The sequence below is a fragment of the Stenotrophomonas sp. YJH_SMC_80 genome (genome assembly GCF_059372495.1).
The window spans coordinates 257869-281717 of record NZ_JCAFVP010000005.1; the positions used below are offsets into that span (position 1 = coordinate 257869).

Sequence of the window (23849 nt, forward strand, 5' to 3'; positions counted from 1 at the left end):
ATGTTGGGAGTCCTCAGCCATACCCGCGTCCTTCGCCTGGCCGGCCTGTTCACCTGGGTCATGGTCGGTCTGCCCCTGGCGTACTCGCAGTTCGAGAACCTGCACAGCCGCGGTGACATGGGCGGCTGGGCGGTCCTGCTGTTCGTCGCCTACCTGTCCTTCGGCACCTCCTATTACTGGCTGACCCGCATCCTGCGCAGCGACAGCCCCACCAGCTGGCTGGACCGCGGCCTGCTGCTGCTGCTGACGATTTCGGCGCTGGGCGTCAGCTTCCTCAGCGGCTCGGGCCTGGGCAGCATCCTGATGATGGTGGCCGCCGGGGTCATCCCGTGGATGCTGTCGGTGCGGCTGGGCGTGCTGTGGCTGCTGGTCAGCCAACTGGCGGTGGCCCCGGTCTACTACTTGCTGCTGCGCTTCCCGTTGTTCGAAGCGGTGATGCAGTCGCTGCTGTACGGCGGCTTTTCCATGTTCATCTTCGTGACCAGCCTGGTTGCCCGGCAGCAGACCGAGGCGCGCGACGAACAGCGCCGGCTCAATTCAGAGTTGCGTGCCACCCGCGCCTTGCTTGCCGAGAGTGCCCGCGTCAATGAGCGCACCCGCATCTCGCGCGAGCTGCATGACCTGCTGGGCCACCAGCTGACCGCGCTGACCCTGAACCTGGAAGTGGCCGGGCACCTGGCCGAAGGGCAGGCGCTGGAGCACGTGAAGCGCTCCCACACCTTGGCCAAACTGCTGCTGGGCAACGTGCGCGAGGTGGTCAGCCAGCTGCGCGAGACCGGTGCGATCGACCTGGCCGCGGCGCTGCGCCCGCTGACCGAGAACGTGCCCTCGCTGGACATCCAGCTGGAGATCGAGGATCCGCTGAACGTGGAAGATCCCCAGCGGGCCCACGTCCTGCTGCGCTGCACGCAGGAGATAATCACCAACGCGGTGCGCCACGCCGGTGCGCGGCACCTGTGGATCAAGGTGTACCGTGAAGCCCCGGACCGGGTGGTGGTGGAGGCCCGCGACGACGGTGTCGGCGCGGACATGGTCAATGTGGGCAATGGCTTGCGCGGCATGCGCGAGCGCCTGCAACAATGTGGTGGCCAGCTGCAGATCGAGACCCGTCCCGGTGAAGGCTTCCGCCTGCGGGCAACGGTGCCGGCAACGGTGCTGGTGGCCGCCCTTACCAAGGTTCCTGAAGGAGTACGTTGATGATTCGCGTCTGCCTGGTCGATGACCAAACCCTGGTGCGGCAGGGAATCCGCTCCCTGCTGGCGCTCGACGATGGCATCGAGGTGGTGGCCGAGGCCGGCGATGGCCGGCAGGCGGTCGAGCTGATCCCGCAGGTGCGCCCCGACGTGGTCCTGATGGACATGCGCATGCCGGTGATGTCCGGACTGGAAGCGCTGCAGGTGCTGTCGCGGCAGGAACAGCTGCCGCCGACCATCATCCTCACCACCTTCGATGACGATCAGCTGGTGCTGGCTGGCCTCAAGGCCGGTGCCAAGGGTTACCTGCTCAAGGATGTGACCCTGGCACAGCTGGTCGGTGCCATCCGTACCGTGGCCGAGGGTGGTTCGCTGGTACAGCCGGCGGTGACCCAGCGCCTGTTGTCGGGCCTGGAGCACATGCGCAACGAGTTCGTCAGCCTGGACCGCCCGGACCCGCTGACCGACCGCGAGACCGAGATCCTGCGGCTGATGGCCAGCGGCTTCTCCAACAAGGAGATCGCCAACTCGCTGGGCGTGGCCGAGGGCACCATCAAGAACCACGTGTCCAACATCCTCTCCAAGCTGGGTGTGCGCGACCGTACGCGCGCGGTACTGAAGGCGTTCGAACTCCAGCTGGTCTGAGGAAAATCGTTTCGGTACAAAGACTTGGGTGATGGCAGGGGGTTCCGGCCAAGGTGCCCCCCTACTTGCCGGGCAGCGGTATGCGTTACCCTTCGAATTCTTTGTCCATACAAATACGCAGCCGGCAGGGAAACCGGTGCGCCAATCCCGATAAACAATGCCCGCGAAGCCTGCTAGGATTGGCGCTTCGCTTCAATCAACCCGGCCGTGGGATCGGCCCCGGAGACTCTCTGAATGACCCGTATTATCGAGTTCCTGATCGCCTTGGGGATCGTGGCTGGCCTGTTCGTCATCATTGGCGTATGTCTGCCGGGCGAGCGTCACATCACCGAAAGCATCGAGACCAACCGCAAGATGACGATCGTGTACGACACGGTCAGCAGCCTGCGCCGCTTCAAGGACTGGAACCCGCTGGTACTGCGCGATCCCGCCGTTGAACTGAAGCTGTCCGGCCCGGCCTCCGGCAAGGGTGCCACCCTGGACTTCACCTCCAAGGACCTGGGCACCGGCTCCTGGAAGATCACCGACGCCGAAGAGAACAAGCGCGTTGCGATCGCCATCGAAGACGCCACCAAGGGTCACGACAAGGTCACCACCTTCACCCTGGAGCCGACCGGCAAGGGTGGCCGCAACGTGAAGATCACCCAGGACTACTCGGTGAAGTACGGCTTCGACCTGTTCGGCCGTTATGCAGGCCTGTATGTCAGCCGTCAGATCGGCGACGACATCAAGATGGGCCTGTCGCGCATGGCCAACATGCTGGCTACCGTCCCGAACGTCGACTACCGCACGCCGGAAGCCCCGCTGACCGATCTGGCCATCGTCGATGTGCCGGCTGAGGATCTGCTGGTCGTCAACGCCGGTAACGTGGACCGCGGTCAGGACACGATCACCAAGTCCATCAAGGACAACCAGGAGTGGATCAAGCGCGTGATGGAGGCCAATGGCCTTGAAGCCGCCGGTCCGTTCCGCATCATCACCACCGACTTCGGCCAGGAGAAGTACGCCTTCGACATCGCCCAGCCGGTGAAGAAGAAGGGTGCTGAAGGTGCCACCGCTGAGGCCCTGACCGTCAAGATAGACGGTGGCGCTCCGGTGAAGTACGTGCACGTGGCTCCGCACCGCTCGGCACATGCGGCCTACACCGGCCACATGGCGGGTCTGGACGTTGCCCGCAACGGCCTGCGCGCCTGGGCTGTGACCTCCGGCAACGAAGTGATCGACCGTCCGTACGAAACCTGGAAGGATGGCATCGACAAGTCGTTCACCCCGGAAGGTACCTACGACATTTACTGGGCCGTCAAGTAAGCCTCGGCTGACCCATGTAGTGTTGGACACGAAAACGCGCCGCTCATTGCGGCGCGTTTTTTTTCATCTGGCGCCCGGAAAGGGCGCTGTGCAAGGAGCCCCCATGTTCAACCTGGAACGTCGCGCACGTAAGCCTTCCCTGCTGGCCTGCCTTGGTGCGCTGCTGGCGGCGGCCTCGATCGGCCTGTCCGCCTACGCATCGCACGGTGTGGCTGACCCGCTTTCACAGCAGCACCTGAACATGGCGGCACTGTATGCGTTCGCGCATGGCGCGGTGCTGGTGGCGCTTGGCCCGCGTGCGCAGGGGGCGACCGCGCACCTGGCGCTGTACGTGCTGCTGCTGGGCGTGTTGCTGTTTTCCGGCAGCCTGGTGGGTGGTGCGTTGTGGCAGTGGCCGACGCGGATGGCGCCGATCGGGGGCACCAGCATGATGGCCGGGTGGGTGTTGCTGGCGATCAATGCGTTGAGGCGGTGACGGTCGCAGGGCTGTCGCTCCGATCCATGCCGATGCGATCGTGATGGTTCATGGGCGTTACTTTTCTTTTCGCGCGAAAAGAAAAGTAACCAAAAGAAACGCGCCGCCGGCCGCGAGCCGGCGCTGCGCACCGGTCCCCTGCGCTCCTCGGCCCGTCGAGGGGCGGTGCGGGAACTCGCTGCGCTCAGACACCCGCACCTCTTCGCCCTCGCCGGACCTGCGGTGCTCGGCTCGCTTGAAGGCGGACCCAACAGCCGCGCGCTGATCCCTTATAGAAGCTTCGAGCGAAGCGACCCGCTTTTGTCTTTGCTCTCTTGTTCCATCCCGCGGCCATGCGCTGACCGCTCCAGGCTTTCGCCACGAGGGGCTCAGCCGTTGGCCGGTCTCCAGCACCAGTGCCACGGTTCGTAGACGATGCCGTGCGGGTTGTCGCGCGGGTAACTCAGATGGAAGCCGTGCCCGCCGGCATGCGCCTGCAGCCACGCGAACGCATCGGTGGCGTCGAACGATTCTTCAGCCGGCGCGTCGCCCGGTGTGCCGATGTCCAGTGCGTGGCCGCTGTGGTGTTCGCTGAAACCCGGTGCGGCATTCACCTTCAGGATCTCGGCCACGCTCAAGCCGCGCGCCAGCTTCCGTTCGAAGATGCCCAACTGGTAGGCATGGCTGCGGAAGCCGGAGATGGCATCCAGCGCAATTCCATCCTGTGCCGCGTGCAGTCGCATCCGCCGCCAGCCCTGCGCGGCGCCACGGCGCAGCCACAACGGGCGTGCGAAGCGGTCGCGACCGGCGAAGTGCAGCAGGCACGGCTCGGATTCCAGCGGCAGGCCGCTGTCGTCGGCATAGCGCTGCGCATCCAGGCCAAGCTGCTGCAAGCGCTGCTGCAACCCGGCCAGCGGCAGCCACTGTTCCTGCAGTGCGGCACCGAACGGGCGTGCCGCCGCCGTATCCAGCAGTGCCAGTGCTTCCTCGACCCCGGGCTCGCGCGGCAGGCGCGGCACCATGGCGTGCACACCCTGCGCCAGTACCACCGCCAGATAGCGGCCATCACGCTTGCGCCGCAGCACCCACTGCGCCTGCGACAGCAGGCGTGCATCCAGGTTGCTGCGTGCGCGCAACAGGTGGGCGGGCCACAGCTCGATGGCCTCGGTATTGATCAGCAGGGGGGCGCGTCGTTGCATCGCCGCAGCTTACTGCCGTGGCGCCGACGCGGCCACCTTGCGCAGCGCATCGAGCAGCGCCTGCGGCCGGTCCACACTGAGCAGCAGCGTGCTGCCATCACTGACCGGCAGGGCGAGCACGCGCGCACGGTCGGTGACCAGGGCGAAGCCCTTGCCGCCTCCCTGCAGGCGAAAGTGGCCCGAGTAGAAGCCCGGCATTGAATAGCCATTGGTTTTGACACGAATGCCGTAGCGGCGGTCACGCTGCAGGTCGACCACCTCGGCCTGGTCCAGCCGCAACTGCGCCACCGGCACCCGCCGCCGGTACATCGTTGAACGGACGTCCAGCACATCGCCGGCCAGTTCCACCCGGCGGCGGAAGAAGGCCGTGCCCAGTCCAATGCCCAGCAGGGCAATCACCAGCAGGCTCCATGCCGCACTGCCGCCCATCCGGAACCAGGGCGGCGACAGCGTTACTGCGATCCAGGGTGCGCTCGCCGGTGCCTTGTACAGCTGCGCATACAGGCAGGCCACGAAGGCAGCCAGCAGCGGCAGCACGATCCAGAGCACGCGCAGCGGCGAGCTCTCGGCCACGTCAAAGGGTTTCGGGTCGCTGCCGCCCATGGTTCAGGCCTCCTTCTTGAACACCAGCATCGCCGGGCGCATCGGCGCCGGGATGATGATGTTGACCAGTTCCCAGCCCAGTTGGCCCTGGCGGCTGAGTTCGGCCTGCACGTCCTCGGGCTTGAGTACACCCATCATGGACGTCTTGACCTCGATGGTCTGGTAGCTCCAGCGCTTGCTCATTCCTTGTCCTCCGGCGATGGCGTGGGTTTCGGCAGGCGTCCTGCCTTGCGCAGGGCGTCGCGCAGTACGTATTCGATCTGCGCGTTGAGGCTGCGCAGCTCGTCGTCAGCCCAGCGCTGTGCCGCGGCCAGGACCTCGGCATTGATGCGCAGCGGATAGGCTTTCTTCTCACTCATGAAAACTCCTGGCGGGGCGGTGGGGCGCCCCGTTGCGAGGATGGCTCAGTAAAGCGAACCGGCGTTGACGATCGGTTGGGTGCCGCGGTCCGAGCACAGCACGGTCAGCAGGTTGCTGACCATGTGCGCCTTGCGTTCCTCGTCCAGTTCAACCACGCCGTTCTTCTGCAGTTCGGCCAAGGCCATTTCGACCATGCCGACTGCACCGGCCACGATGCGCGTGCGCGCGGCGATCACCGCGTTGGCCTGCTGACGCTGCAGCATGGCCTGGGCAATTTCAGCGGCGTAGGCCAGGTGGCTGATGCGTGCGTCGATCACCTGCACGCCGGCGTCGGCCAGGCGCTCGGCCAGCTCGTTCTTCAGGTGCTGGGAGATCTCGCTGGCGTGGCTGCGCAGGGCCAGCTGGCCATCCTCGTGCTGGTCGTAGGGATAGCTGGTGGCCATCGCGCGCAGCGCGGATTCGGACTGGATGTGCACGAAGCTCTCGTAGTCGTCCACGTTGTAGACCGCTTCGGAGGCGTCGACCACCTGCCAGACGATCACCGCGGCAATCTCGATCGGGCTGCCGTCCAGCTCGTTGACCTTCAGCTTGCCGCTCTCGAAGTTGCGCACGCGCTGGCTGACCCGGCGCTTGGCATAGAAGGGGTTGTTCCAGCGCAGGCCGTTGTCCTTGACCGTGCCCACGTACTTGCCGAACAGGCTCAGCACGGCCGCCTGGTTGGGCTGGATGGTGTACAGGCCTGCCAGGATGAACACGCCCAGCGCCACCAGCAGGGCGCCCAGCAGCATCAGCAACAGATTGGGCGAGCCGGCACTGGCCTTGGCTGCCACTCCCAGTACGAACAGGGCGGCGCCAGCGAGGGCGACGAGCAGGGCGCCGGCCAGCGTGCCGAGGCCGTTGAGGGAAGACAGCGACTTCTCTTTCATGGCGGTACGTCCTTGAGGGTTCGGAATGAAGATATCAAAGTGATATCACTTGTCGACTACCGTTCGTCGGATGCCGTGGCCGGGCCGGTCGGCCAGCTAGAATGCCCACCCGCCTTCACATCGCTGCTGGAACCGCCATGGCCAAGCTTGGAACTCCGTTGTCCCCCTCCGCCACCCGCGTGCTGCTGCTGGGCTCGGGCGAACTCGGCAAGGAGGTGGCCATCGAGCTGCAGCGGCTGGGCGTGGAGGTGATCGCCGCCGATCGCTATGCCGATGCGCCGGCCATGCAGGTCGCGCACCGTTCGCACGTGATCGACATGCTCGACGCGATGGCCCTGCGTGCGCTGATCGCCCAGGAGCAGCCGCACCTGGTGGTGCCGGAGATCGAGGCCATCCACACCGAAACCCTGGTCCAGCTGGAACAGGAACAGGGCCTGCGGGTGATCCCGACCGCGCGCGCTGCGCGCCTGACCATGGACCGCGAAGGCATCCGCCGCCTCGCCGCCGAGACCCTGGGCCTGCCGACCTCGCCGTACCGCTTCGTCGATACCGAGGCCGAATACCGTGCTGCCGTGGCCGCCATCGGCCTGCCGTGCGTGGTCAAGCCGGTGATGTCGTCCTCGGGCAAGGGCCAGAGCACCCTGCGCAGCGAGGCGGACATCGCCCCGGCGTGGGAGTACGCGCAGACCGGTGGCCGTGCCGGTGCCGGCCGCTGCATCGTCGAAGGCTTCATCGATTTCGATTACGAGATCACCCTGCTGACCGTGCGCCATGGCGGTGGCACCTCGTTCTGCGCGCCGATCGGCCATCTGCAGAAGGAGGGTGATTACCGCGAAAGCTGGCAGCCGCAGCCGATGTCGAGCGCCGCGCTGGCGCGTGCCGAAGAGATTTCGCGCGCGATCACCGACGACCTTGGCGGCTGGGGCCTGTTCGGTGTCGAGCTGTTCGTGAAGGGTGATGAGGTGTGGTTCAGCGAAGTGTCGCCGCGCCCGCACGACACCGGCCTGGTGACGCTGGTATCGCAGGAACTGAGCGAATTCGCGCTGCATGCGCGCGCCATCCTTGGCCTGCCGATTCCGGTGATCCGCCAGAGCGGCCCGTCGGCATCGTGCGCGCTGCTGGCCCACGGCGAGGGCGTGCCGTACTTCAACAATGTCGCCGCCGCGCTGCAGGTGCCGGACACCGCCGTGCGCCTGTTCGGCAAGCCGAGCGTGCATGGCCATCGCCGCGTGGGCGTGACCCTGGCGCGCGCGGAAACCATCGACGAAGCACGCGCCATCGCGCGTGATGCCGCCGACGCCATCGGCATCGAACTGCGCCCCTGAAAAAGGAGCGACGACCAACGGTCGTCGCCTACCGAAACCCGGTGGGTACCGACCGTTGGTCGGTACGCTGCTCTACCGCACGTCCACCCACACCAGGTGGTGGTCGCTGCCGTCGGCGATCTTCGCTTCCGGGCTTTCATTGGCCGGCCAGAAGATCCCGCTGCCGACGTATTCGAAACCGGTCGAGGGCAGTACGTAGTCCAGGCGCATGGTGCCCGACTTCGGGCCGAAATCGCCGGTGGCGTGGAACGGTGCACCCTTGCGCTCGATGCCCTTGGCCGCATAGGCCAGGCTGGTCTGCTCGCCGCCGACGCTGCGCGGGGTGGGGTAGCGCAGCACGCGGGCGTTCTCGATCAGTTCGACGATCGCCTCATGGCGGCCATCGCCATCGACCGGGTCATTGTTGAGGTCGCCGAGGATCACGAAGCGCGCGTCCTGCGCCAGGCCGCCGCACTGGCCCTTGTCGTCGCACAGCCACGGCTTGTCACCCTTGGACAGGTATTCCTGCCACAGGCGCAGTTCGTCGTGGTTGCGCGCCGCGTTGCGCTTCTCCGGACCGTCGAACACCGGCGGGGTTGGGTGCGAGACCAGCGCATGCACCACGCCGGCCGGGGTCTTCACCGGCACGTCCCAATGCGACTTCGACGACAGGCGCAGCTGCGACCACACGTGGTCGTTGTAGAAGCTCTGGCCGGTACGCGGATCGACCGGGCGGATGGCACCCGGCATCGCACTCCATTTCAGCAGCTGGAAGCTGCGTACCTTGGCTTCATCGATCGGGTAACGCGACAGCACCAGCATGCCGTACTGGCCCGGGTGCAGGCCGTAGCCCCACGCATCGTTGCCGCGGCTGCGGCCTTCGCCGCCGACCACGCCGTTGTTGTCCAGGTCCAGGCCACTGGGCACGCCGGTATTGACCGGGGCCAGATAGCGGTAGGCGAAGTGCAGCGGCTTGCCGCCGCCAGGCTGGGCCACTTCCAGGTAGCGCTTCTGGAACAGGTCGGCGGCGCGATGGGCGTCGTCGAAGTCGAACTCATTCAGCAGTACCAGGTCCGGGCGCACCTGCTGCAGCACCGCGGCGATCTTGCGCGCGTGTTCGCTGTCACCTTCCAGTTCCTTGATCAGGCCACCGGCGTCATCGGAGTACAGCGAGGTGTTGTAGGTGGCCAGGCGCAGCGCAGCGGACGGCTTTTCGGTCATCGCGGGGGACGTGGCGAAGGCAGGGGCGGTGGCGCCGCAGAGCAGGGCCAGGGCGAGGATCAGGGGATGGCGGCGGGTCATGTTCATGGGCCGTATTGTGCACCCGGCCCGGTGTCAGCGGTTTGTCAGCGCCCGTCCAGATCGTTGTCGAAATCGTGCCAGCGGCGGCCATCGTAGGCTTCCAGCGGATGGAAGCGACGCTTGTAGTCCATCTTCTGGTGGCCGCGGATCCAGTAGCCCAGATACACGTGCGGCAGCCCCTCGCGGCGCGCCCATTCGATCTGCTGCAGGATCGCGAAGGTGCCCAGCCCGCGCGCGGCGTGGTCCGGGTCGAAGAAGGTGTAGACCGCCGACAGCCCGTGCTCGGTGACGTCGGTCACCGCCACCCCCAGCAGCTGGCTGGGCTGGCCGTCGTGGCCGGGCAGGCGCATTTCCATGAAGCGGGTGTGCGACCAGCTGCCGATCAGGAACTGCTCGAACTCGTGCGGTCCATGGTCGTCCATGCCGCCGTTGGCGTGGCGGTGGGTGAGGTAGCGGTGGTACAGCGCGAACAGGTCGTCGCGCGCGGTGGCGGCGGTGATCCGCACCTCCAGGTCGGCATTGCGGGCGGCGCAGCGGCGCTGGCTGCGGTCCGGAGCGAAGCGCGCCACCGGGATGCGCACCGCCACGCAGGCCTGGCAGTGCGCGCAATGCGGCCGGTAGACCAGGTCGCCGCTGCGGCGGAAGCCCCAGCTCAGTGCCAGCGGATAGAGCGCACCGAGGCGGCGGTCGTTCGGGTCCAGCACCAGGTCGCGTGCCACCCGGTCCGACCAGTACCCGCAGGGGTGCTCGCCGGTCTGGAAAAGTCGCAGTTCGTCGTCTCTGTCGCCATGTATCGCCATGGGCACAGCATAGCCCCAGGTTGTCGCAGTGGCGGCGACTGTCCGGCGGATGAATGGAATCGGCAGTAGCGTCAACCGACGTCGCGCCCGGGCGTTGTTGTCCCCCGAGGGTGAAGTGATCACCCCGACGCTGTTCCCATCCCCAGGAGTGACCTCATGATCCGTACCCCCCTGCTGCTGGCCCTGCTGCTGGGCACCTCCGCTTCCGGTATCGCGCTGGCCGCTGACACCCCGACCACGCCCGCGCCGCGCCCGGCCAGGCTGGACACCAACGGCGACGGCGTCATCGACCGCAGCGAGGCCGCCGCCAACCCGCGCCTGGCCGCGAAGTTCGACGAGCTGGACAAGAACAAGGACGGCAAGCTCTCGCGCGATGAGCTGCCGCGCTGGCAGCATGGGCGACGTGGCCACGGCGGTGAGCGCTGGGCCAAGCTGGACGCCAACAAGGACGGCCGCATCAGCCGCGAGGAAGCCAAGGCTGATCCGCGCCTGGCCGCGCGCTTCGACCAGCTTGATCTGAACAAGGACGGCTACCTGGACAAGGCCGACCGCGAGCTGCGCATGAAGCGGCATCGTGATGCCTGGTTCGCTGCCGCCGACACCAACAAGGACGGCCAGCTGAGCAAGGCCGAGTTCGACGCCGCCAAGGGCCCGATGCACGGTGGCCCGCGCCATGGCGGTCCGCGTGATGGCGCTGCGCCGAAGCCGCAGCGCTGAGGTTCAACGCAGTGAATGACGACAACGCCGGCAGGCTGCCGGCGTTGTCCGTTACACGTTTCCGTTGCGCATCAGCGCATATACCACCAGGCCGATCACGAATACGTTCGCCCCGATGATGCCGGTGCGCCCGTACACGGATTCGTATTTCCAGTTGGTTCCGCTGCGGCCGCGCCGCGCTGAATCGCGCGCGATCATGGGTGCCATCACGCGCTGCAGCGGCACCAGGCACTGGTAGTTCACCGTACCCAGGCCGATGACGAGAATCGCAAGTTGCAGCCAGATTGGCACCTGCAGCATCAGCGAGATCAACAGGCCGGTGCAGACGACCATCGCGGTGAACGTATTGAGGTGCACGAAGCGTCGCACTGCTGTTCGTTCCTGCTGGGTGTCTGCGAAGCGCAGCAGGAAGCGGCCGCCCAGGTAGCTGCCGATGATGCCGCCGACGACGCCCCCGGCAACGGTGGCCCAGTCGCTGGCGGGAATCAGGTGCAGCTGGCTGGCGGCGGCCGTCAGTGAACCCATGGCTGCCCCGCCTGCGGCACTGACGCCGCCCAGGCCCAGCTTGCTGCCGCCCACACCGACACCGGTGCCGAGCAGGATCGCTGCGCTGGCCGTGCCGGGCGCGGCCACCAGTACCATCGAAACCACCGCCGTAGCGAACGCGGCACTGGGTGCGCTGCTGCGCGCGAACTCACCGAAGCGCTGCAGCAGGCCGTCGCGCACCAGGGCACGTGCACGTGACAGGCGCTTGCGCACGGCCGCATCGCTGAGCCCGAGCAGGTCGGCGACCTGTTGCGAGCGCTGCCCTTCGCGGTAGTACAGCAGCAGGACTTCGCGGCTGTCGGCCGGCAACGCGGAAATGATGTCCTCGGCGGCGATCTCTTCTTCCACCCGCTGCAGGCGGTCGGCCGCGCCCGGTGAAGGGTCGGCGGCCATGCCCATCGCCACCTCGGCGGCCTCGCCGGTCAGCGGCCGGCCACGTTGTGCACGCAGCCAATCGCGGGCCAGGTTGCGGGTGATCTGCCGAAGCCAGGGCAGGAAGCTGGTCGAACTGCGTAGCTGGTGCAGCTGCTGCCAGCCCTTGACGAAGGCTTCCTGGGCGATGTCCTCGCTGGCTTGGCGGTCGCGGGTGATGGCCAGCGCGATGGCGGTGACCGTGTTCTGGCAGGCCAGCACGATGCGGCCATAGGCGTGCTGGCAACCGCTGGCGGCGGCCGGCAGTTCGCGTTCCAGGGTCTGGTCGATCGATGCGGCGAACGTCGTCATGGCGGCGGCTCTCCTGCTGGGATTGTGTCCCATGACGGAGCCGCGCGCCCAATGTGACCGACTTTCTTTGCGGCTGCCGGCCAGCGGCCGGCACTACCCGTGCGTCATTTTGAGGGCTGGATGCGGACCCGGACTTCTTCTTCCTCTTCCGGCGCGGCCTGCGGTGCCGGCTGTGCCTGCTGCGGCTGGGCCTGCGGGGCAGGGGCCGGTGCGACCGGTGCCGGGGCACCACGATGGCGCAGGCCGATCACCAGCGCCACGCCGGCGATCACCACCAGCAGGGCGATGCGGATGCGCCAGGCCCAGCTGCGGCCGCCGCTGCCCGGTTCCGGCGCGTCGCGGAAGGCGAACTCGGCGGTCGGGTGGTCGCGACGGGTGGTGTCGAGCAGGCGCGCCTCGCGCAGGATTTCACGCGCGCGCGGCTGGTCGTCGGCGCGTACGATCCACACCGCTGGATAGGCGTTGGCGTTGCCCAGGTCGGTATAGCTGAACTGACCGCGGCGGCGGGTCTTGTACGAGCGCCCGTTGGTCACCTTGACGTCGATGCCATGCTCGCGCAGGAGCTCGGCCACGCCTTCGACGGTTTCCACGCGCTGGCTGCTGAAGATCTGGCGCATGGGGTTACTCCTTGGCTGGCACGGCAGCGGCCGCGGCCTGGTCGGGAACGACGCGGATCAGGCCTTCCTGCGCGGTGCTGGCCACCAGCACGCCATTGCGGGTGAAGAACTGGCCGCGGGCCAGGCCGCGCGAATCCTGCGCGCTGGGGCTGTCCAGCGAATAGAGCAGCCAGTCGTCGGCACGGAACGGGCGGTGGAACCAGATCGCGTGGTCGAGCGAGGCCATCTGCACGTGCGGATGGTAGTAGCTGATACCGTGCGGGAAGGTCGCCGTGCCCAGCAGGTGGAAGTCGGAGGCGTAGGCCAGCAGCGCCTGGTGCAGCTCCGGCGCATCGCCCACCGGTTCGCTCAGGCGCAGCCACACCTGGTGGTAGGGCGGGCGCTTGGGTGGGTTCAGTTCGTCGCGCGGGTACACGTGGCGGAACTCGAACGGGCCACCGCGCGACAGCCAGCGCTGCACCTTGATCGGCAGGCGTTCGAGCACTTCCGCCGGCAGCGGACGATTCGGCTCGATGTCTTCCGGCTGTGGCACTTCGGGCATCTTGTGCTGGTGCTCGGCGCCGGTCTCGGCCTGCTGGAACGAGGCCGCGCAGAAGAAGATCACCTTGCCGTGCTGGATCGCGGTGACCCGGCGCACCGAGAAGCTGCCGCCATCGCGGGTGCGGTCCACGTCGTAGACGATCGGGTGGTCGATGTTGCCAGCGCGCAGGAAATAGGCGTGCAGCGAGTGCACGTGGCGGCCATTGTCGACCGTGGCCTGCGCTGCGGCCAGCGCCTGGCCCAGCACCTGCCCGCCGAACACGTACTTGGTGCCGATGTCGCGGCTCTGCCCGCGGAACAGGTTGTCCTCCAGCCGCTCCAGCGTGAGCAGGTCGATCAGCTCGGAGACGACGGGTTCGGGCGTGTCGTTCAAGGGGGGCGGCCACAGCAGTGAAGAGGCCCCGATTATACCGGTGCAGGCCAGCCCATCATCGGTAGTGCCGGCCGCTGGCCGGCAACCACAGGCGTCCCGGAAGGATTGCCTGGTTGCCGGCCAGCGGCCGGCGCTACCGTTCACTTGCCGAGGCGCGCCACCAGTGCCTGCAGCGCGTTCTGCGCATCCGGGGCGAACCAGGCCTCGACAAAGCGGTCCAGCTGGATCAGGTCCGGGTGCAGCGCCTCATGCAGGTCGGCGCGGGCGATGGCGCGGGTCAGCAGCATCGGTTGGCGCGGCTGCTTGAGCAGGTTCTGCAGCCAGGCGATGGCGCGTGCCACCACCAGGTCTCCCTCGGCCAGCTCATCCACCAGGCCGATCTGCAGCGCCTGTTCGGCCGGCACCAGCGAACCGGTGGTCAGCAGCACACCGGCGCGGTGCACGCCCACCGCACGGCGCAGCAGGCGCTGGATGCCCTCCGGCGCGATCAGGCCGACCTGCACTTCGTTCAGGCCGATGGCATACGGCCGCGACGGATCGGCGCTGCGCGCCATCATCCGGTAGTCGCAGCACAGGGCCAGCACGCAGCCACCCGCCGGGGCGTGGCCGGTGATCGCCGCGACCACCGGAATGCGGCTCTCGGCCAGCGTGCGCACGGCGCCAAAGAAGGCGTTCCAGGTGTCCAACAACTTGTGCTTGTCATCGCCATGCGAGAGCAGGTGCGGCACGTCCATGCCGCCGGTGAAGACGCGCTCGCTGCCCGACAGCACGATGCCATGCGCGTCTTCGGCCATGGCCAGCTCGATGGCATGGATCAACTGCCGGCACAGTTCGGTGTCCAGTGCGTTGACCGGCGGCCGTGCCAGGCGCAGTTCGCGGATGGGGCCATGGTTGATCACCTCGATGAGCGTCGTCATGCTGCGGTCTCGTTGCGAAGAAGGAACCTGGGCGATGATAACCAAACCATTCGTTGGCGTACTGTGGGTCCTGTGTGCGACCGCAGCATCGGCCTCGGCCGCCGAACCGGCCTGCGTCACGGTGGAGCAGGGCTGGGCGCGGTTGCCTCCGAATCCGGCAATGCCGATGACTGCCGGCTACGGCGTCATCCACAATGGCTGCAGCAAGGCGGTGGCGATCACCGGCGCGACCAGCAGCAGCTTCGGTGATGTGTCGCTGCACGAGACCACGATTGTCGACGGGGTCAGCCGGATGCGCGCGATCGAGCGCCTGCCGCTGGCAGCCGGCGCGCGTGCCGAGCTCAAGCCCGGCGGCCTGCACCTGATGCTGATGCAGGGCAAGGGCGCGCTGAAGGAAGGGCAGGTGCTGCCGCTGCGGCTGCAGCTGGAAGGTGGTAGCGAAGCGAGTGCGACGTTGACCGTGCGCAAGGCCGCGCCGTAGCGGGATGGCAGTGCCGGCCGCTGGCCGGCAACTCGGTATGCCGGCCGCTGGCCGGCACTACCAAACAGGCTTACGACCAGTCGTACGAGAACAGCACCGTGCGGCTGACCGGCTCGTACAGCATCACGATCGCGTCGGCACCGGTGGCGCACCAGTTGTAGCCGGCTACGTCGGCCACGGCGAAGAATTTGTTGCCATTGCGGGTGATGATCACCGTTTCGGCATCGTCCGCAGCGTTGGGGTCATCGGCCGCCTCGGTGAAGTCCAGTTCGAAGGCTGCGGGAATCTCCGCGGTCTCGGTCCAGTTGCCGAAACCAATGGGGCCACCCAGCGTATCCAGATAATCGCGCTCGCTGGCCTCACCCTTGCCATAGCGCGAGTAGCAGGCGAGGCGACCGTGCGCGGCATGGTAGTCGCGGGCCTTGGCGTAGCTCTCGCGCATCTGCGCGATGTGTTCCTGTGCGTCCTTGTCCTGTACCGCATCGCCGATGAAATAGCCCTCGTTGCCGAGGAAGCGCATCTGGTTGCCGGCGGTCAGTTCGAAGGCGATCCAGTTGGTGCCGGTGAAATCGTTGTGGTGTTCTTCGGTGGTCTCGCCGATGCAGCCGTCGTACGGCTCGATCGGGCACAGCATCGTTGCCACCTGGCCAGCCAGTTCCGGGCGCAGCACGCCCAGGTCGATCTTCAGCAGCGGCAGCAGGTGCTGGCCGAGCCAGGCCTGGTCGGCGGGAAAGACGTCGGTGGGGAAGGGGACCATGCCGGGCAGCAGGTCGCGCAGTTCGGTCTTGTGGATCATGTCAGTCCTTTGATCAGTGTCGGTCGTGCCGGCCGCTGGCCGGCAACCTCATTGCAGCCAAAGCGTGCCGACCAAGGTCGGCACCCACCAGGGCGCGTCAGGTAGAGGCGCTGCGGATCGCCTGCGGCAGCGGTGCGCTCTTGCCGGTCTGGGTATCCATCCAGACCACCACCACGTTGCCATCGGAATACAGCTTCGAATCGTCCTGCTGATCGACGATGCGGTGGCCGATGGTCACGCTGCTGTTGCCCAGGCGCTCGACGAACAGTTCGACCACGATGTCGTTGGGCCACACGATCGGCAGCCGGTAATTGACGTTGGTCGCGGCCACCACCGGTGCGATGCGGTCGGTCATCGATACGCCGTCCACGCCCAGCATCCAGCGCACGCGCGCTTCCTCCAGGTAGGAAATGTACTTGGCGTTGTTGACGTGGCCCATGCTGTCCATGTCACGCCAGCGCACGCTGATCGGGATGCGGGCCAGGATCTTGTGTTCGCTGCTCATCAGGCGTCCTTCTTCTTGGTCGTGCTCTTGCTGGCCTTGCCGGTGCTCTTGGCAGCCACCGCCTTCTTCGCCACCTTGGCCGGCTTCTCAGGCTTCACCTTGCGCGGCGGGCGGGCATCGGGCTTGTTGGCCACGGCGGCTGGCTGTTCCGGGCGCGCGCTGGTGGACGGCAGCATGCGGGCCAGGAACTGGCCGGTGTACGACTGCGGGCAGGCCGCCACGTCTTCCGGCGTGCCGGTGACCAGGATGGTGCCACCGCGATGCCCGCCTTCCGGGCCCAGATCGACGATCCAGTCGGCGGTCTTGATCACGTCCAGGTTGTGCTCGATCACCACGACCGTGTTGCCCTCGTCGCGCAGCTTGTGCAGCACGCCCAGCAGCGCTTCGATGTCGTGGAAGTGCAGGCCGGTGGTCGGCTCGTCGAGGATGTACAGGGTGCGGCCGGTATCGCGGCGCGACAGTTCCTTGGACAGCTTCACGCGCTGCGCTTCACCACCAGACAGCGTGGTCGCGCTCTGGCCCAGCTTGATGTAGCTCAGGCCGACGTCGACCAGCGTTTCCAGCTTGCGCGCGATCGACGGCACCGGCTCGAACAGCTTCAGCGCATCCTCGACGGTCATTTCCAGCACGTCGTTGATGTTGAAGCCCTTGTACAGGATCTCCAGCGTTTCGCGGTTGTAGCGCTTGCCATGGCAGACATCGCACGGCACGTACACATCCGGCAGGAAGTGCATCTCGACCTTGATCAGGCCGTCGCCCTGGCAGGCTTCGCAGCGGCCGCCGCGCACGTTGAAGCTGAAGCGGCCCGGCGAATAGCCACGCGCGCGCGCTTCAGGCACCTGTGCGAACAGTTCGCGCAGTGGAGTGAACAGGCCGGTGTAAGTGGCCGGGTTGGAACGCGGGGTGCGGCCGATCGGCGACTGGTCGATGTCCACCACCTTGTCGAACAGGTCCAGGCCATCGATCTCCTTGTACGGGGCGATCGGGTGCGAGGAACCGTTGATCTCGTTGGCGGCCAGCGAGAACAGGGTGTCGTTGATCAGGGTCGACTTGCCCGAGCCGGACACGCCGGTCACGCAGGTCAGCAGGCCCGACGGAATCGCCAGGTCCACGCCCTTCAGGTTGTTGCCGCTGGCCCCGCGCAGGTGCAGGGTCATCTTCGGGTTCGGTTTGTGCCGGCGCGCCGGAATCTCGATCGCGCGCTTGCCGGACAGGTACTGGCCGGTCAGCGAGCGCGGGGCTTCCAGGATGTCCTGCAGGGTGCCCTGGCCGACGATCTCGCCGCCGTGCACGCCCGCGCCCGGGCCGATGTCCAGCACGTAGTCGGCCAGGCGGATCGCATCCTCGTCATGCTCCACCACGATCACCGTGTTGCCGAGGTCGCGCAGGCGGGTGAGGGTGCCGAGCAGGCGTTCGTTGTCGCGCTGGTGCAGGCCGATGGACGGCTCGTCGAGCACGTACATCACGCCGACCAGGCCGGCGCCGATCTGGCTGGCCAGGCGGATGCGCTGTGCCTCACCACCGGACAGGGTGTCGGCCTTGCGCTCCAGGGTCAGGTAATCCAGGCCCACATCGACCAGGAAGCCGAGGCGTTCGCCGATTTCCTTGACGATCTTCGCGGCGATTTCGCCACGCCAGCCCGGCAGGCTCAGTTCGCTGAAGAACTTCAGCGCCTCGTCGATCGGCAGCACCACCAGGTCCGGCAGCGGGCGGTCGGCCACGAACACGTTGCGAGCCGCCTTGTTCAGGCGCGCGCCGTGGCATTCCGGGCACGGCTGCTCGCTGATGTACTTGGACAGTTCTTCGCGCACCGCCGGCGACTCGGTTTCCTTGTAGCGGCGTTCGAGGTTGGGAATGATGCCCTCGAAGCGGTGCTTGCGCTGGGTGCGGCCACCGGCTTCGGTGAAGTAGGTGAAGGTGATCGCTTCGTCGCCGCTGCCGTACAGCACGGCCTGCTGCACCTTGGCCGGCAGCGAGTTCCACGCCGCGTCGACGTCGAACCGGTAGTGCTTGGCCAGCGAAGCGATCAGCTGGAAGTAGTAGGCGTTGCGGCGGTCCCAGCCGCGCACCGCACCGGCGGCCAGCGACAGTTCGGGATGCACCACCACGCGCGAGGGGTCGAAGAACTCGGCCATGCCCAGGCCATCGCAGCCGGGGCAGGCGCCCATCGGTGCGTTGAACGAGAACAGGCGCGGTTCCAGCTCCGGCAGCGAGTAATCGCAGACCGGGCAGGAATACTTGGAGGAGAACAGCGTCGGCGCGGTTCCGGTGTTGTCCAGGCTCTGCACCGAGGCCATGCCGTCGCCCAGCTTCAGCGCGGTCTCGAAGCTCTCGGCCAGGCGCTGCTTGATGTCCTCGCGCGGGCGGAAGCGGTCGATCACCGCCTCGATGGTGTGCTTCTGGCGCAGTGCCAGCGGCGGCACCGCGTCGATTTCATGCAGCTCGCCGTCCACGCGCACACGGACGAAGCCCTGCGCACGCAGCTGGTCGAACACCTGCGCATGCTCGCCCTTGCGGTCGCGGATGACCGGCGCCAGCAGCATGTAGCGCTGCTCCGGGTCCAGCGTCAGCACCTGGTCGACCATCTGGCTGACCGTCTGCGCTTCCAGCGGGTAGCCATGGTCCGGGCAGCGCGGGGTGCCGACGCGGGCGTACAGCAGGCGCAGGTAGTCGTAGATCTCGGTGATCGTGCCGACGGTCGAACGCGGGTTGTGCGAGGTCGACTTCTGCTCGATCGAGATGGCCGGGGACAGGCCTTCGATGTGGTCCAGGTCCGGCTTTTCCATCACGCTCAGGAACTGGCGCGCATAGGCCGACAACGACTCGACATAGCGGCGCTGGCCTTCTGCATAGATGGTGTCGAACGCCAGCGAGGACTTGCCCGAGCCGGACAGGCCGGTGATCACGATCAGCTTGTCGCGGGGCAGGTCGAGGTCGAGGTTCTTCAGGTTGTGCGTCCGCGCGCCGCGGATGCGGATGAAATCCATCGCCATGGGGGATCCGGTTGTGGGGGCGTTGGCTGGGTGCCGGGCCAGCAGGGAACGGCAATCGGTCAGCCTACCGAGGTGACCAGATGGGGGCAATGGGCGACAATGCCAGCCCGGTGTCTCACCTTGTGAGACAGGCCGTCAGCCAGGGGTCAGATCCCTTTTCACGCCGTGAAAAGGGATCTGACCCCCGTGCCGCTGCCGTCTCCTTCGACGTTCAGGGGTTGACTTGACCCGCGCCCGCTGATCTGCGTACAATTCCGCTCCTGTCCGCCCTCGATGGCGGCAGCTCAGACCACAATAACTACAGAGGAAGGCCTGGTCATGTACGCAGTACTGGTCACCGGCGGTAAGCAATACCGCGTGGCGCAGGGCGAAAAGCTCCGCATTGAAAAGCTCGAAGTCGAAGTCGGCAGCGAGATCAAGTTTGACAACATCCTGATGCTGGGTGACAGCGACGGCGTGAAGCTGGGCGATGCGCTGAAGGGCGCTGCCGTCACCGCCAAGGTCCTGTCCCAGGGTCGTGCTGACAAGGTCCGGATCATCAAGTTCCGTCGCCGCAAGCACCACATGAAGCGTCAGGGTCACCGTCAGTACTACACCGAAATCGAGATCACCGGCATCGCCGGCTAAGCATCAGGAGAAGCAGTCATGGCACATAAAAAGGGCGTAGGCTCCTCGCGCAACGGTCGCGACTCCAACCCGAAGTACCTGGGCGTCAAGATCTTCGGCGGCCAGGCCATCGAAGCCGGCAACATCATCGTGCGTCAGCGCGGCACCCAGTTCCACCCGGGCACCGGCGTTGGCCTGGGCCGTGACCACACCCTGTTCGCCCTCGTGGACGGCAAGGTGGAGTTCTCGGTCAAGGGCGCCAAGAAGCGTCGCACCGTCAGCATCGTCTCGGCCGACGCCTGATCCAGGCATCGCCGGCGCCCGTGCCTCGGCATGGGGGTGCTGCATGAAGAGCCCCGCTTCGGCGGGGCTTTTCGTTAGAGTTGAAGCAAGACCGGCCAGGCCGGGCTGCCGGCCATCGGCAGGCATAACATTCAAGGTGACGGCCGGCAGGCCGCGCCCATCGCAGGCATCGAAACAATGAAACTGGTAGACGAAGCAGAAATCGAAGTGTTCGCCGGCAACGGCGGCAACGGCTGCATTGGCTTCCGTCGCGAGAAGTTCATTCCGCTCGGCGGCCCGGACGGCGGCGACGGCGGTGCGGGCGGCAGCGTGTACATCCGCGCCGACGAAAACCTGAATACCCTGGTCGACTTCCGCCATGACCGCATCTTCAAGGCGCAGCGTGGCGAGAACGGCATGGGCCGCCAGGCCTACGGCAAGGGCGGCGAAGACCTGACCATCACCGTGCCGGTCGGCACCGTGGTGATCAACGTTGCCACCGATGAAGTCATCGGCGACCTGACCCAGCACGGCGACCGCCTGCTGGTGGCCAAGGGCGGCCGCGGTGGCCTGGGCAACATGCACTTCAAGAGCTCGACCAACCGCTCGCCGCGCCAGGCGCTGCCGGGCGAGCCGGGTGAGGAGCGCACGCTGAAGCTGGAGCTGAAGCTGCTGGCCGACGTCGGCCTGCTGGGCTTCCCCAACGCCGGCAAGAGCACCCTGATCCGTGCCGTTTCGGCGGCGACGCCGAAGGTGGCCGATTACCCGTTCACCACGCTGTACCCGAACCTGGGTGTGGTGAAGGTGGAAAACTACCGCAGCTTCGTGATTGCCGACATCCCGGGCCTGATCGAAGGCGCGGCCGACGGTGCCGGCCTGGGTGCGCAGTTCCTGCGCCACCTGCAGCGCACCCGCCTGCTGCTGCACCTGGTGGACATCTCGCCGATGGAGGGTGGGGTGGAAGGCATTTCTCCGGTCGAGCAGGTACGCGCCATCGAGCGCGAGCTGGAAAAGCACGATCCGGAACTGCTGCAGAAGCCGCGCTGGCTGGTGCTGAACAAGGCTGACCTGATGTTCGAAGACGAAGCGAAGGCTGCGGCCGAGCAGATCGTCGCCGAGCTGGGCTGGAAGGAGCCGTGGTTCCTGGTCTCCGCGCTGGGCCGCGAAGGCACCTTCCCGATCATGAGCCGGATCATGGCCTTCTTCGATCGCCAGAAGGAAGAGGAGCAGGAAGCCCGCGACGCGCAGTAATGCTGTTGTGGTTCCATGCGAAAAACCCGGCTTCGGCCGGGTTTTTTGTGGCCTGCGCGATGGGGTTGGGGCTGGCTGGGGTGATGGCTCCGGCTGGGTAATGGCGCCGGGTGGGTAGAGTCGACTGCTAGTCGACTGCTCTTCTCGCTACCCGTAAAGCCCGCGCTGCGCGCGTTAGTCGACTAACAGTCGACTCTACCCAGCCGGTGCAGCCGCCAGTCCACGCCGCCGGCCAATGCCGCCGTACCTGCGGCAATCCCCGGATCGCTGGCAACAAAAAACCCGGCCGGGGCCGGGTTCTTGTCTGCTGCCCGGCCCCTAAGGGCAGGGCGGCAACGCCGGATCAGGCGGCCTTGAGGGCCTTGATGCGGTCGTTCAGGCGGCTCTTGTGGCGAGCAGCCTTGTTCTTGTGGATCAGGCCACGCGCGCTGAAGCGATCCAGGATCGGCTGGGCAACGGCGAAGGCGGCTTCGGCGCCGGCGGCATCGTTGGCGTCCAGCGCCTTGATCACTTTCTTGACAGCGGTGCGCAGCATCGAGCGCTGAGCCACGTTGCGCGCGTTGCGCACGACGGTCTGCTTGGCGCGCTTCTTGGCGGACTTGATATTGGCCACGGTGGTGGTTTCCTGAAAAAATCGGTGTTATGGGAACAGCAAGCTAGCTAGTATGATGGCGTAAGAAATGCACGTCAAGTCGATTGTCAAGAGGGACGCTGAGTGAGTTCACCCAAGTTGTTGCGGGGCCTGCTGTCGTTCAGCAGCATGACCATGGTCTCGCGCGTTCTCGGACTTGTCCGGGACTTCGTGGTGACCACCACGTTCGGCACCAACGCCATCACTGATGCTTTCTGGGTCGCCTTCAGGGTACCCAATTTCCTGCGGCGTTTGTTCGCCGAAGGCTCTTTCGCCACCGCTTTCGTGCCCGTGTTCACGGAAGTGAAGGAGACCCGCAGCCACGCCGAGCTGCGTGAACTGATGGCCCGCACCGCCGGCACCCTGGGCGGGGTGCTGATGCTGGTCACTGCGCTGGCGCTGATCTTCGCGCCGCAGCTGGCCTCGGTCTTCTCCAGTGGCGTTGATACCGATCCGGTCAAGCAGGGCCTGCTGGTCGACCTGTTCCGCCTGACCTTCCCGTTCCTGTTGTTCGTGTCGCTGACCGCCCTGGCCGGCGGCGCGCTGAACAGCTTCCAGCGCTTCGCCATGCCGGCGCTGACCCCGGTCATCCTCAACCTGTGCATGATCGCCGGCGCGCTGTGGCTGGCCCCGCGGCTGGGCGGCACCCCGGAGAAACAGATCCTGGCGCTGGGCTGGGCGGTACTGGCTGCCGGCATCCTGCAGCTGCTGTTCCAGCTGCCCTCGCTGAAGGGCATCAACCTGCTGACCCTGCCGCGCTGGGGCTGGAGCCATCCGGGCGTGCGCAAGGTGATGACGCTGATGGTGCCGACCCTGTTCGGCTCCTCGGTGGCGCAGATCAACCTGCTGCTGGACACCGTCATCGCGGCCAAGCTGACCGATGGCTCGCAGTCCTGGCTGTCGCTGGCCGACCGCTTCCTGGAGCTGCCGCTGGGCGTGTTCGGCGTGGCGCTGGGCACGGTGATCCTGCCGGCGCTGGCCCGTCACCACGTCAGCACCGACCGCGAGGGCTTCTCGCGCTCGCTGGACTGGGGCCTGCGGATGACCCTGCTGATCTCGGTGCCGGCCATGCTGGGCCTGCTGCTGCTGGCCGAACCGCTGATCGCGACCATCTTCCAGCACGGCCAGTTCAGTGCCTTCGATACCCGCATGACCGCGCTGTCGGTGTACGGCCTGAGTTTCGGCCTGCCGGCGTTCGCCCTGCTGAAAGTGGTGTTGCCGGCGTTCTACGCACGTCAGGACACCAAGACCCCGGTGCGCGCGGGTGTGGCCGCGCTGGTGGCCAACATGGTGTTCAACTTCGCCCTGCTGGCGGTGCTGTACCAGGTCATGGTGCCGGACGAGCTGAAGGCGCAGGGCGTGATGGCGGCCATCGGCAAGCAGCCGGGCCTGCATCTGGCACTGGGCATTGCCAGCGCGCTGTCCAGTTACCTGAACCTGGGCCTGCTGTGGTACTGGCTGGGCAAGACCGACGTCTACCAGCGCCGGCCGGGCTGGGGCGGCTATCTGCTGCGACTGCTGCTGGCCTGTGCGGCCATGGTTGGTGTGCTGCTGGCCCTGCTGCACTGGCTGCCGGGCTTCTCGGCGATGAGCGTGTGGGAGCGGATCGGCAGCCTGTCGCTGCTGGTCGGCGGTGGCGGTGCCACCTACGCGGTAGCCATGCTGGCGATGGGCTTCCGCCCGCGCGATCTGCGTGGGCATTGATCGCGGCCTGTGGCGGCTATACTTCAGGGTTACACCATTGAAGCGGCGGCCCCGGTCGGGCCGGAACGAGAGT

The 23849-nt window shown here is 66.7% G+C and carries 26 protein-coding genes; 11 read left to right on the forward strand and 15 right to left on the reverse strand.

The features are described from left to right. The 4 genes from AC5P99_RS11585 (at position 1) to AC5P99_RS11600 (ending at position 3621) form a co-directional block, all read left to right on the forward strand. Positions 1-1197, forward strand: a complete 1197-nt coding sequence (locus tag AC5P99_RS11585; RefSeq protein ID WP_005408536.1) for a sensor histidine kinase — start codon at positions 1-3, stop codon at positions 1195-1197. Next, positions 1197-1838, forward strand: a complete 642-nt coding sequence (locus tag AC5P99_RS11590) for a response regulator (RefSeq protein WP_005408537.1) — start codon at positions 1197-1199, stop codon at positions 1836-1838. Before AC5P99_RS11585 ends, AC5P99_RS11590 begins: the two co-directional genes overlap by 1 nt. A 234-nt stretch (positions 1839-2072) precedes the next feature. Continuing rightward, complete coding sequence (locus AC5P99_RS11595) at positions 2073-3146, forward strand: polyketide cyclase (RefSeq protein WP_005408538.1); 1074 nt, start codon at positions 2073-2075, stop codon at positions 3144-3146. A 103-nt stretch (positions 3147-3249) separates the two neighbouring features. Beyond that, the gene (locus AC5P99_RS11600; RefSeq protein WP_033833348.1) at positions 3250-3621 is read left to right on the forward strand and encodes a DUF423 domain-containing protein; all 372 of its coding nucleotides are present in this window, start codon (positions 3250-3252) and stop codon (positions 3619-3621) included. Between the two features lie 368 nt (positions 3622-3989). On the opposite strand, the gene AC5P99_RS11605 is transcribed toward AC5P99_RS11600, so the two are convergent. The 5 genes from AC5P99_RS11605 to AC5P99_RS11625 are packed head-to-tail and all read right to left on the reverse strand — an operon-like array spanning position 3990 to position 6688. Then, positions 3990-4799: a M15 family metallopeptidase gene (locus tag AC5P99_RS11605; protein ID WP_108270274.1), complete on the reverse strand. Its 810-nt coding sequence runs from the start codon at positions 4797-4799 to the stop codon at positions 3990-3992. A 9-nt stretch (positions 4800-4808) separates the two neighbouring features. Continuing rightward, positions 4809-5402, reverse strand: coding sequence for a PH domain-containing protein (locus tag AC5P99_RS11610; RefSeq protein ID WP_049448399.1), 594 nt, complete (start codon positions 5400-5402; stop codon positions 4809-4811). Between the two features lie 3 nt (positions 5403-5405). Further along, entirely contained in the window at positions 5406-5585 is a 180-nt protein-coding gene (locus AC5P99_RS11615) for a DUF4177 domain-containing protein (RefSeq protein WP_005408542.1), read from the reverse strand. Further along, positions 5582-5761 carry a type II toxin-antitoxin system antitoxin gene (locus AC5P99_RS11620; RefSeq protein ID WP_005408543.1) on the reverse strand — a complete coding sequence of 60 codons (180 nt, stop codon included), beginning with the start codon at positions 5759-5761 and terminating at the stop codon, positions 5582-5584. The genes AC5P99_RS11615 and AC5P99_RS11620 overlap by 4 nt, the downstream gene beginning before the upstream one ends. Positions 5762-5806: 45 nt before the next feature. Next, positions 5807-6688, reverse strand: coding sequence for an SPFH domain-containing protein (locus tag AC5P99_RS11625; RefSeq protein WP_005408544.1), 882 nt, complete (start codon positions 6686-6688; stop codon positions 5807-5809). Positions 6689-6825: 137 nt separating this feature from the next. Here AC5P99_RS11625 and purT point away from each other — a divergent pair, with 137 nt between their 5' ends. After that, complete coding sequence (purT, locus tag AC5P99_RS11630; protein WP_049448402.1) at positions 6826-8013, forward strand: formate-dependent phosphoribosylglycinamide formyltransferase; 1188 nt, start codon at positions 6826-6828, stop codon at positions 8011-8013. A 72-nt stretch (positions 8014-8085) separates the two neighbouring features. On the opposite strand, the gene AC5P99_RS11635 is transcribed toward purT, so the two are convergent. Together AC5P99_RS11635 and AC5P99_RS11640 are read right to left on the reverse strand one after the other, a co-directional pair. Continuing rightward, positions 8086-9300 carry an endonuclease/exonuclease/phosphatase family protein gene (locus tag AC5P99_RS11635; protein ID WP_005412618.1) on the reverse strand — a complete coding sequence of 405 codons (1215 nt, stop codon included), beginning with the start codon at positions 9298-9300 and terminating at the stop codon, positions 8086-8088. A gap of 38 nt (positions 9301-9338) precedes the next feature. After that, on the reverse strand, positions 9339-10094 hold the full coding sequence (locus AC5P99_RS11640; protein ID WP_005408547.1) for an arginyltransferase: 756 nt from the start codon (positions 10092-10094) through the stop codon (positions 9339-9341). A 156-nt stretch (positions 10095-10250) separates the two neighbouring features. On the opposite strand from AC5P99_RS11640, the gene AC5P99_RS11645 reads away from it, so the two are divergent. Continuing rightward, positions 10251-10811 (forward strand): EF-hand domain-containing protein, encoded by a 561-nt coding sequence (locus AC5P99_RS11645; protein ID WP_476471293.1) that lies wholly within the window; start codon positions 10251-10253, stop codon positions 10809-10811. A gap of 51 nt (positions 10812-10862) precedes the next feature. On the opposite strand, the gene AC5P99_RS11650 is transcribed toward AC5P99_RS11645, so the two are convergent. The 4 genes from AC5P99_RS11650 to AC5P99_RS11665 all read right to left on the reverse strand — a co-directional run bounded on the left by AC5P99_RS11650 (position 10863) and on the right by AC5P99_RS11665 (position 14527). After that, positions 10863-12080: an RNA polymerase sigma factor gene (locus tag AC5P99_RS11650; protein ID WP_495213179.1), complete on the reverse strand. Its 1218-nt coding sequence runs from the start codon at positions 12078-12080 to the stop codon at positions 10863-10865. A gap of 104 nt (positions 12081-12184) precedes the next feature. Then, entirely contained in the window at positions 12185-12697 is a 513-nt protein-coding gene (locus AC5P99_RS11655) for a pathogenicity-like protein (protein ID WP_049404707.1), read from the reverse strand. A gap of 4 nt (positions 12698-12701) precedes the next feature. Next, entirely contained in the window at positions 12702-13610 is a 909-nt protein-coding gene (tesB, locus tag AC5P99_RS11660) for an acyl-CoA thioesterase II (RefSeq protein WP_005412623.1), read from the reverse strand. A gap of 140 nt (positions 13611-13750) precedes the next feature. Next, positions 13751-14527 (reverse strand): enoyl-CoA hydratase/isomerase family protein, encoded by a 777-nt coding sequence (locus AC5P99_RS11665; RefSeq protein WP_495213180.1) that lies wholly within the window; start codon positions 14525-14527, stop codon positions 13751-13753. A 34-nt stretch (positions 14528-14561) separates the two neighbouring features. On the opposite strand from AC5P99_RS11665, the gene AC5P99_RS11670 reads away from it, so the two are divergent. Beyond that, on the forward strand, positions 14562-15008 hold the full coding sequence (locus AC5P99_RS11670; RefSeq protein ID WP_005412625.1) for a copper chaperone PCu(A)C: 447 nt from the start codon (positions 14562-14564) through the stop codon (positions 15006-15008). Between the two features lie 70 nt (positions 15009-15078). Here AC5P99_RS11670 and AC5P99_RS11675 read toward each other — a convergent pair whose 3' ends face one another. From AC5P99_RS11675 to uvrA, 3 genes are all read right to left on the reverse strand, one after another. Next, positions 15079-15804, reverse strand: coding sequence for an enolase (locus tag AC5P99_RS11675; RefSeq protein ID WP_495213181.1), 726 nt, complete (start codon positions 15802-15804; stop codon positions 15079-15081). A 97-nt stretch (positions 15805-15901) separates the two neighbouring features. Then, the gene (locus AC5P99_RS11680; RefSeq protein ID WP_099530008.1) at positions 15902-16309 is read right to left on the reverse strand and encodes an acyl-CoA thioesterase; all 408 of its coding nucleotides are present in this window, start codon (positions 16307-16309) and stop codon (positions 15902-15904) included. Then, complete coding sequence (gene uvrA, locus AC5P99_RS11685; protein ID WP_012479453.1) at positions 16309-19302, reverse strand: excinuclease ABC subunit UvrA; 2994 nt, start codon at positions 19300-19302, stop codon at positions 16309-16311. The genes AC5P99_RS11680 and uvrA overlap by 1 nt, the downstream gene beginning before the upstream one ends. Before the next feature lie 318 nt (positions 19303-19620). Here uvrA and rplU point away from each other — a divergent pair, with 318 nt between their 5' ends. From rplU to cgtA, 3 genes are all read left to right on the forward strand, one after another. Continuing rightward, complete coding sequence (gene rplU / locus AC5P99_RS11690) at positions 19621-19929, forward strand: 50S ribosomal protein L21 (RefSeq protein ID WP_005408557.1); 309 nt, start codon at positions 19621-19623, stop codon at positions 19927-19929. 18 nt (positions 19930-19947) lie between these two features. After that, entirely contained in the window at positions 19948-20211 is a 264-nt protein-coding gene (gene rpmA, locus AC5P99_RS11695) for a 50S ribosomal protein L27 (protein ID WP_005408558.1), read from the forward strand. Positions 20212-20388: 177 nt separating this feature from the next. Beyond that, on the forward strand, positions 20389-21441 hold the full coding sequence (cgtA, locus tag AC5P99_RS11700; RefSeq protein WP_049404715.1) for an Obg family GTPase CgtA: 1053 nt from the start codon (positions 20389-20391) through the stop codon (positions 21439-21441). 343 nt (positions 21442-21784) lie between these two features. Here cgtA and rpsT read toward each other — a convergent pair whose 3' ends face one another. Beyond that, complete coding sequence (gene rpsT / locus AC5P99_RS11705) at positions 21785-22054, reverse strand: 30S ribosomal protein S20 (protein ID WP_005408560.1); 270 nt, start codon at positions 22052-22054, stop codon at positions 21785-21787. Between the two features lie 117 nt (positions 22055-22171). Here rpsT and murJ point away from each other — a divergent pair, with 117 nt between their 5' ends. Further along, the gene (murJ, locus tag AC5P99_RS11710; protein ID WP_032965638.1) at positions 22172-23776 is read left to right on the forward strand and encodes a murein biosynthesis integral membrane protein MurJ; all 1605 of its coding nucleotides are present in this window, start codon (positions 22172-22174) and stop codon (positions 23774-23776) included. Positions 23777-23849: the final 73 nt, after the last annotated feature.

Coding starts and splice junctions, on each gene's coding strand:
- AC5P99_RS11585 (WP_005408536.1), top strand. CDS start 1: ATGTTGGGAGTCCTCAGCCATACCCGCGTCCTTCGCCTGGCCGGCCTG.
- AC5P99_RS11590 (WP_005408537.1), top strand. CDS start 1,197: ATGATTCGCGTCTGCCTGGTCGATGACCAAACCCTGGTGCGGCAGGGA.
- AC5P99_RS11595 (WP_005408538.1), top strand. CDS start 2,073: ATGACCCGTATTATCGAGTTCCTGATCGCCTTGGGGATCGTGGCTGGC.
- AC5P99_RS11600 (WP_033833348.1), top strand. CDS start 3,250: ATGTTCAACCTGGAACGTCGCGCACGTAAGCCTTCCCTGCTGGCCTGC.
- AC5P99_RS11605 (WP_108270274.1), bottom strand. CDS start 4,799: ATGCAACGACGCGCCCCCCTGCTGATCAATACCGAGGCCATCGAGCTG.
- AC5P99_RS11610 (WP_049448399.1), bottom strand. CDS start 5,402: ATGGGCGGCAGCGACCCGAAACCCTTTGACGTGGCCGAGAGCTCGCCG.
- AC5P99_RS11615 (WP_005408542.1), bottom strand. CDS start 5,585: ATGAGCAAGCGCTGGAGCTACCAGACCATCGAGGTCAAGACGTCCATG.
- AC5P99_RS11620 (WP_005408543.1), bottom strand. CDS start 5,761: ATGAGTGAGAAGAAAGCCTATCCGCTGCGCATCAATGCCGAGGTCCTG.
- AC5P99_RS11625 (WP_005408544.1), bottom strand. CDS start 6,688: ATGAAAGAGAAGTCGCTGTCTTCCCTCAACGGCCTCGGCACGCTGGCC.
- purT (WP_049448402.1), top strand. CDS start 6,826: ATGGCCAAGCTTGGAACTCCGTTGTCCCCCTCCGCCACCCGCGTGCTG.
- AC5P99_RS11635 (WP_005412618.1), bottom strand. CDS start 9,300: ATGAACATGACCCGCCGCCATCCCCTGATCCTCGCCCTGGCCCTGCTC.
- AC5P99_RS11640 (WP_005408547.1), bottom strand. CDS start 10,094: ATGGCGATACATGGCGACAGAGACGACGAACTGCGACTTTTCCAGACC.
- AC5P99_RS11645 (WP_476471293.1), top strand. CDS start 10,251: ATGATCCGTACCCCCCTGCTGCTGGCCCTGCTGCTGGGCACCTCCGCT.
- AC5P99_RS11650 (WP_495213179.1), bottom strand. CDS start 12,080: ATGACGACGTTCGCCGCATCGATCGACCAGACCCTGGAACGCGAACTG.
- AC5P99_RS11655 (WP_049404707.1), bottom strand. CDS start 12,697: ATGCGCCAGATCTTCAGCAGCCAGCGCGTGGAAACCGTCGAAGGCGTG.
- AC5P99_RS11665 (WP_495213180.1), bottom strand. CDS start 14,527: ATGACGACGCTCATCGAGGTGATCAACCATGGCCCCATCCGCGAACTG.
- AC5P99_RS11670 (WP_005412625.1), top strand. CDS start 14,562: ATGATAACCAAACCATTCGTTGGCGTACTGTGGGTCCTGTGTGCGACC.
- AC5P99_RS11675 (WP_495213181.1), bottom strand. CDS start 15,804: ATGATCCACAAGACCGAACTGCGCGACCTGCTGCCCGGCATGGTCCCC.
- AC5P99_RS11680 (WP_099530008.1), bottom strand. CDS start 16,309: ATGAGCAGCGAACACAAGATCCTGGCCCGCATCCCGATCAGCGTGCGC.
- uvrA (WP_012479453.1), bottom strand. CDS start 19,302: ATGGCGATGGATTTCATCCGCATCCGCGGCGCGCGGACGCACAACCTG.
- rplU (WP_005408557.1), top strand. CDS start 19,621: ATGTACGCAGTACTGGTCACCGGCGGTAAGCAATACCGCGTGGCGCAG.
- rpmA (WP_005408558.1), top strand. CDS start 19,948: ATGGCACATAAAAAGGGCGTAGGCTCCTCGCGCAACGGTCGCGACTCC.
- cgtA (WP_049404715.1), top strand. CDS start 20,389: ATGAAACTGGTAGACGAAGCAGAAATCGAAGTGTTCGCCGGCAACGGC.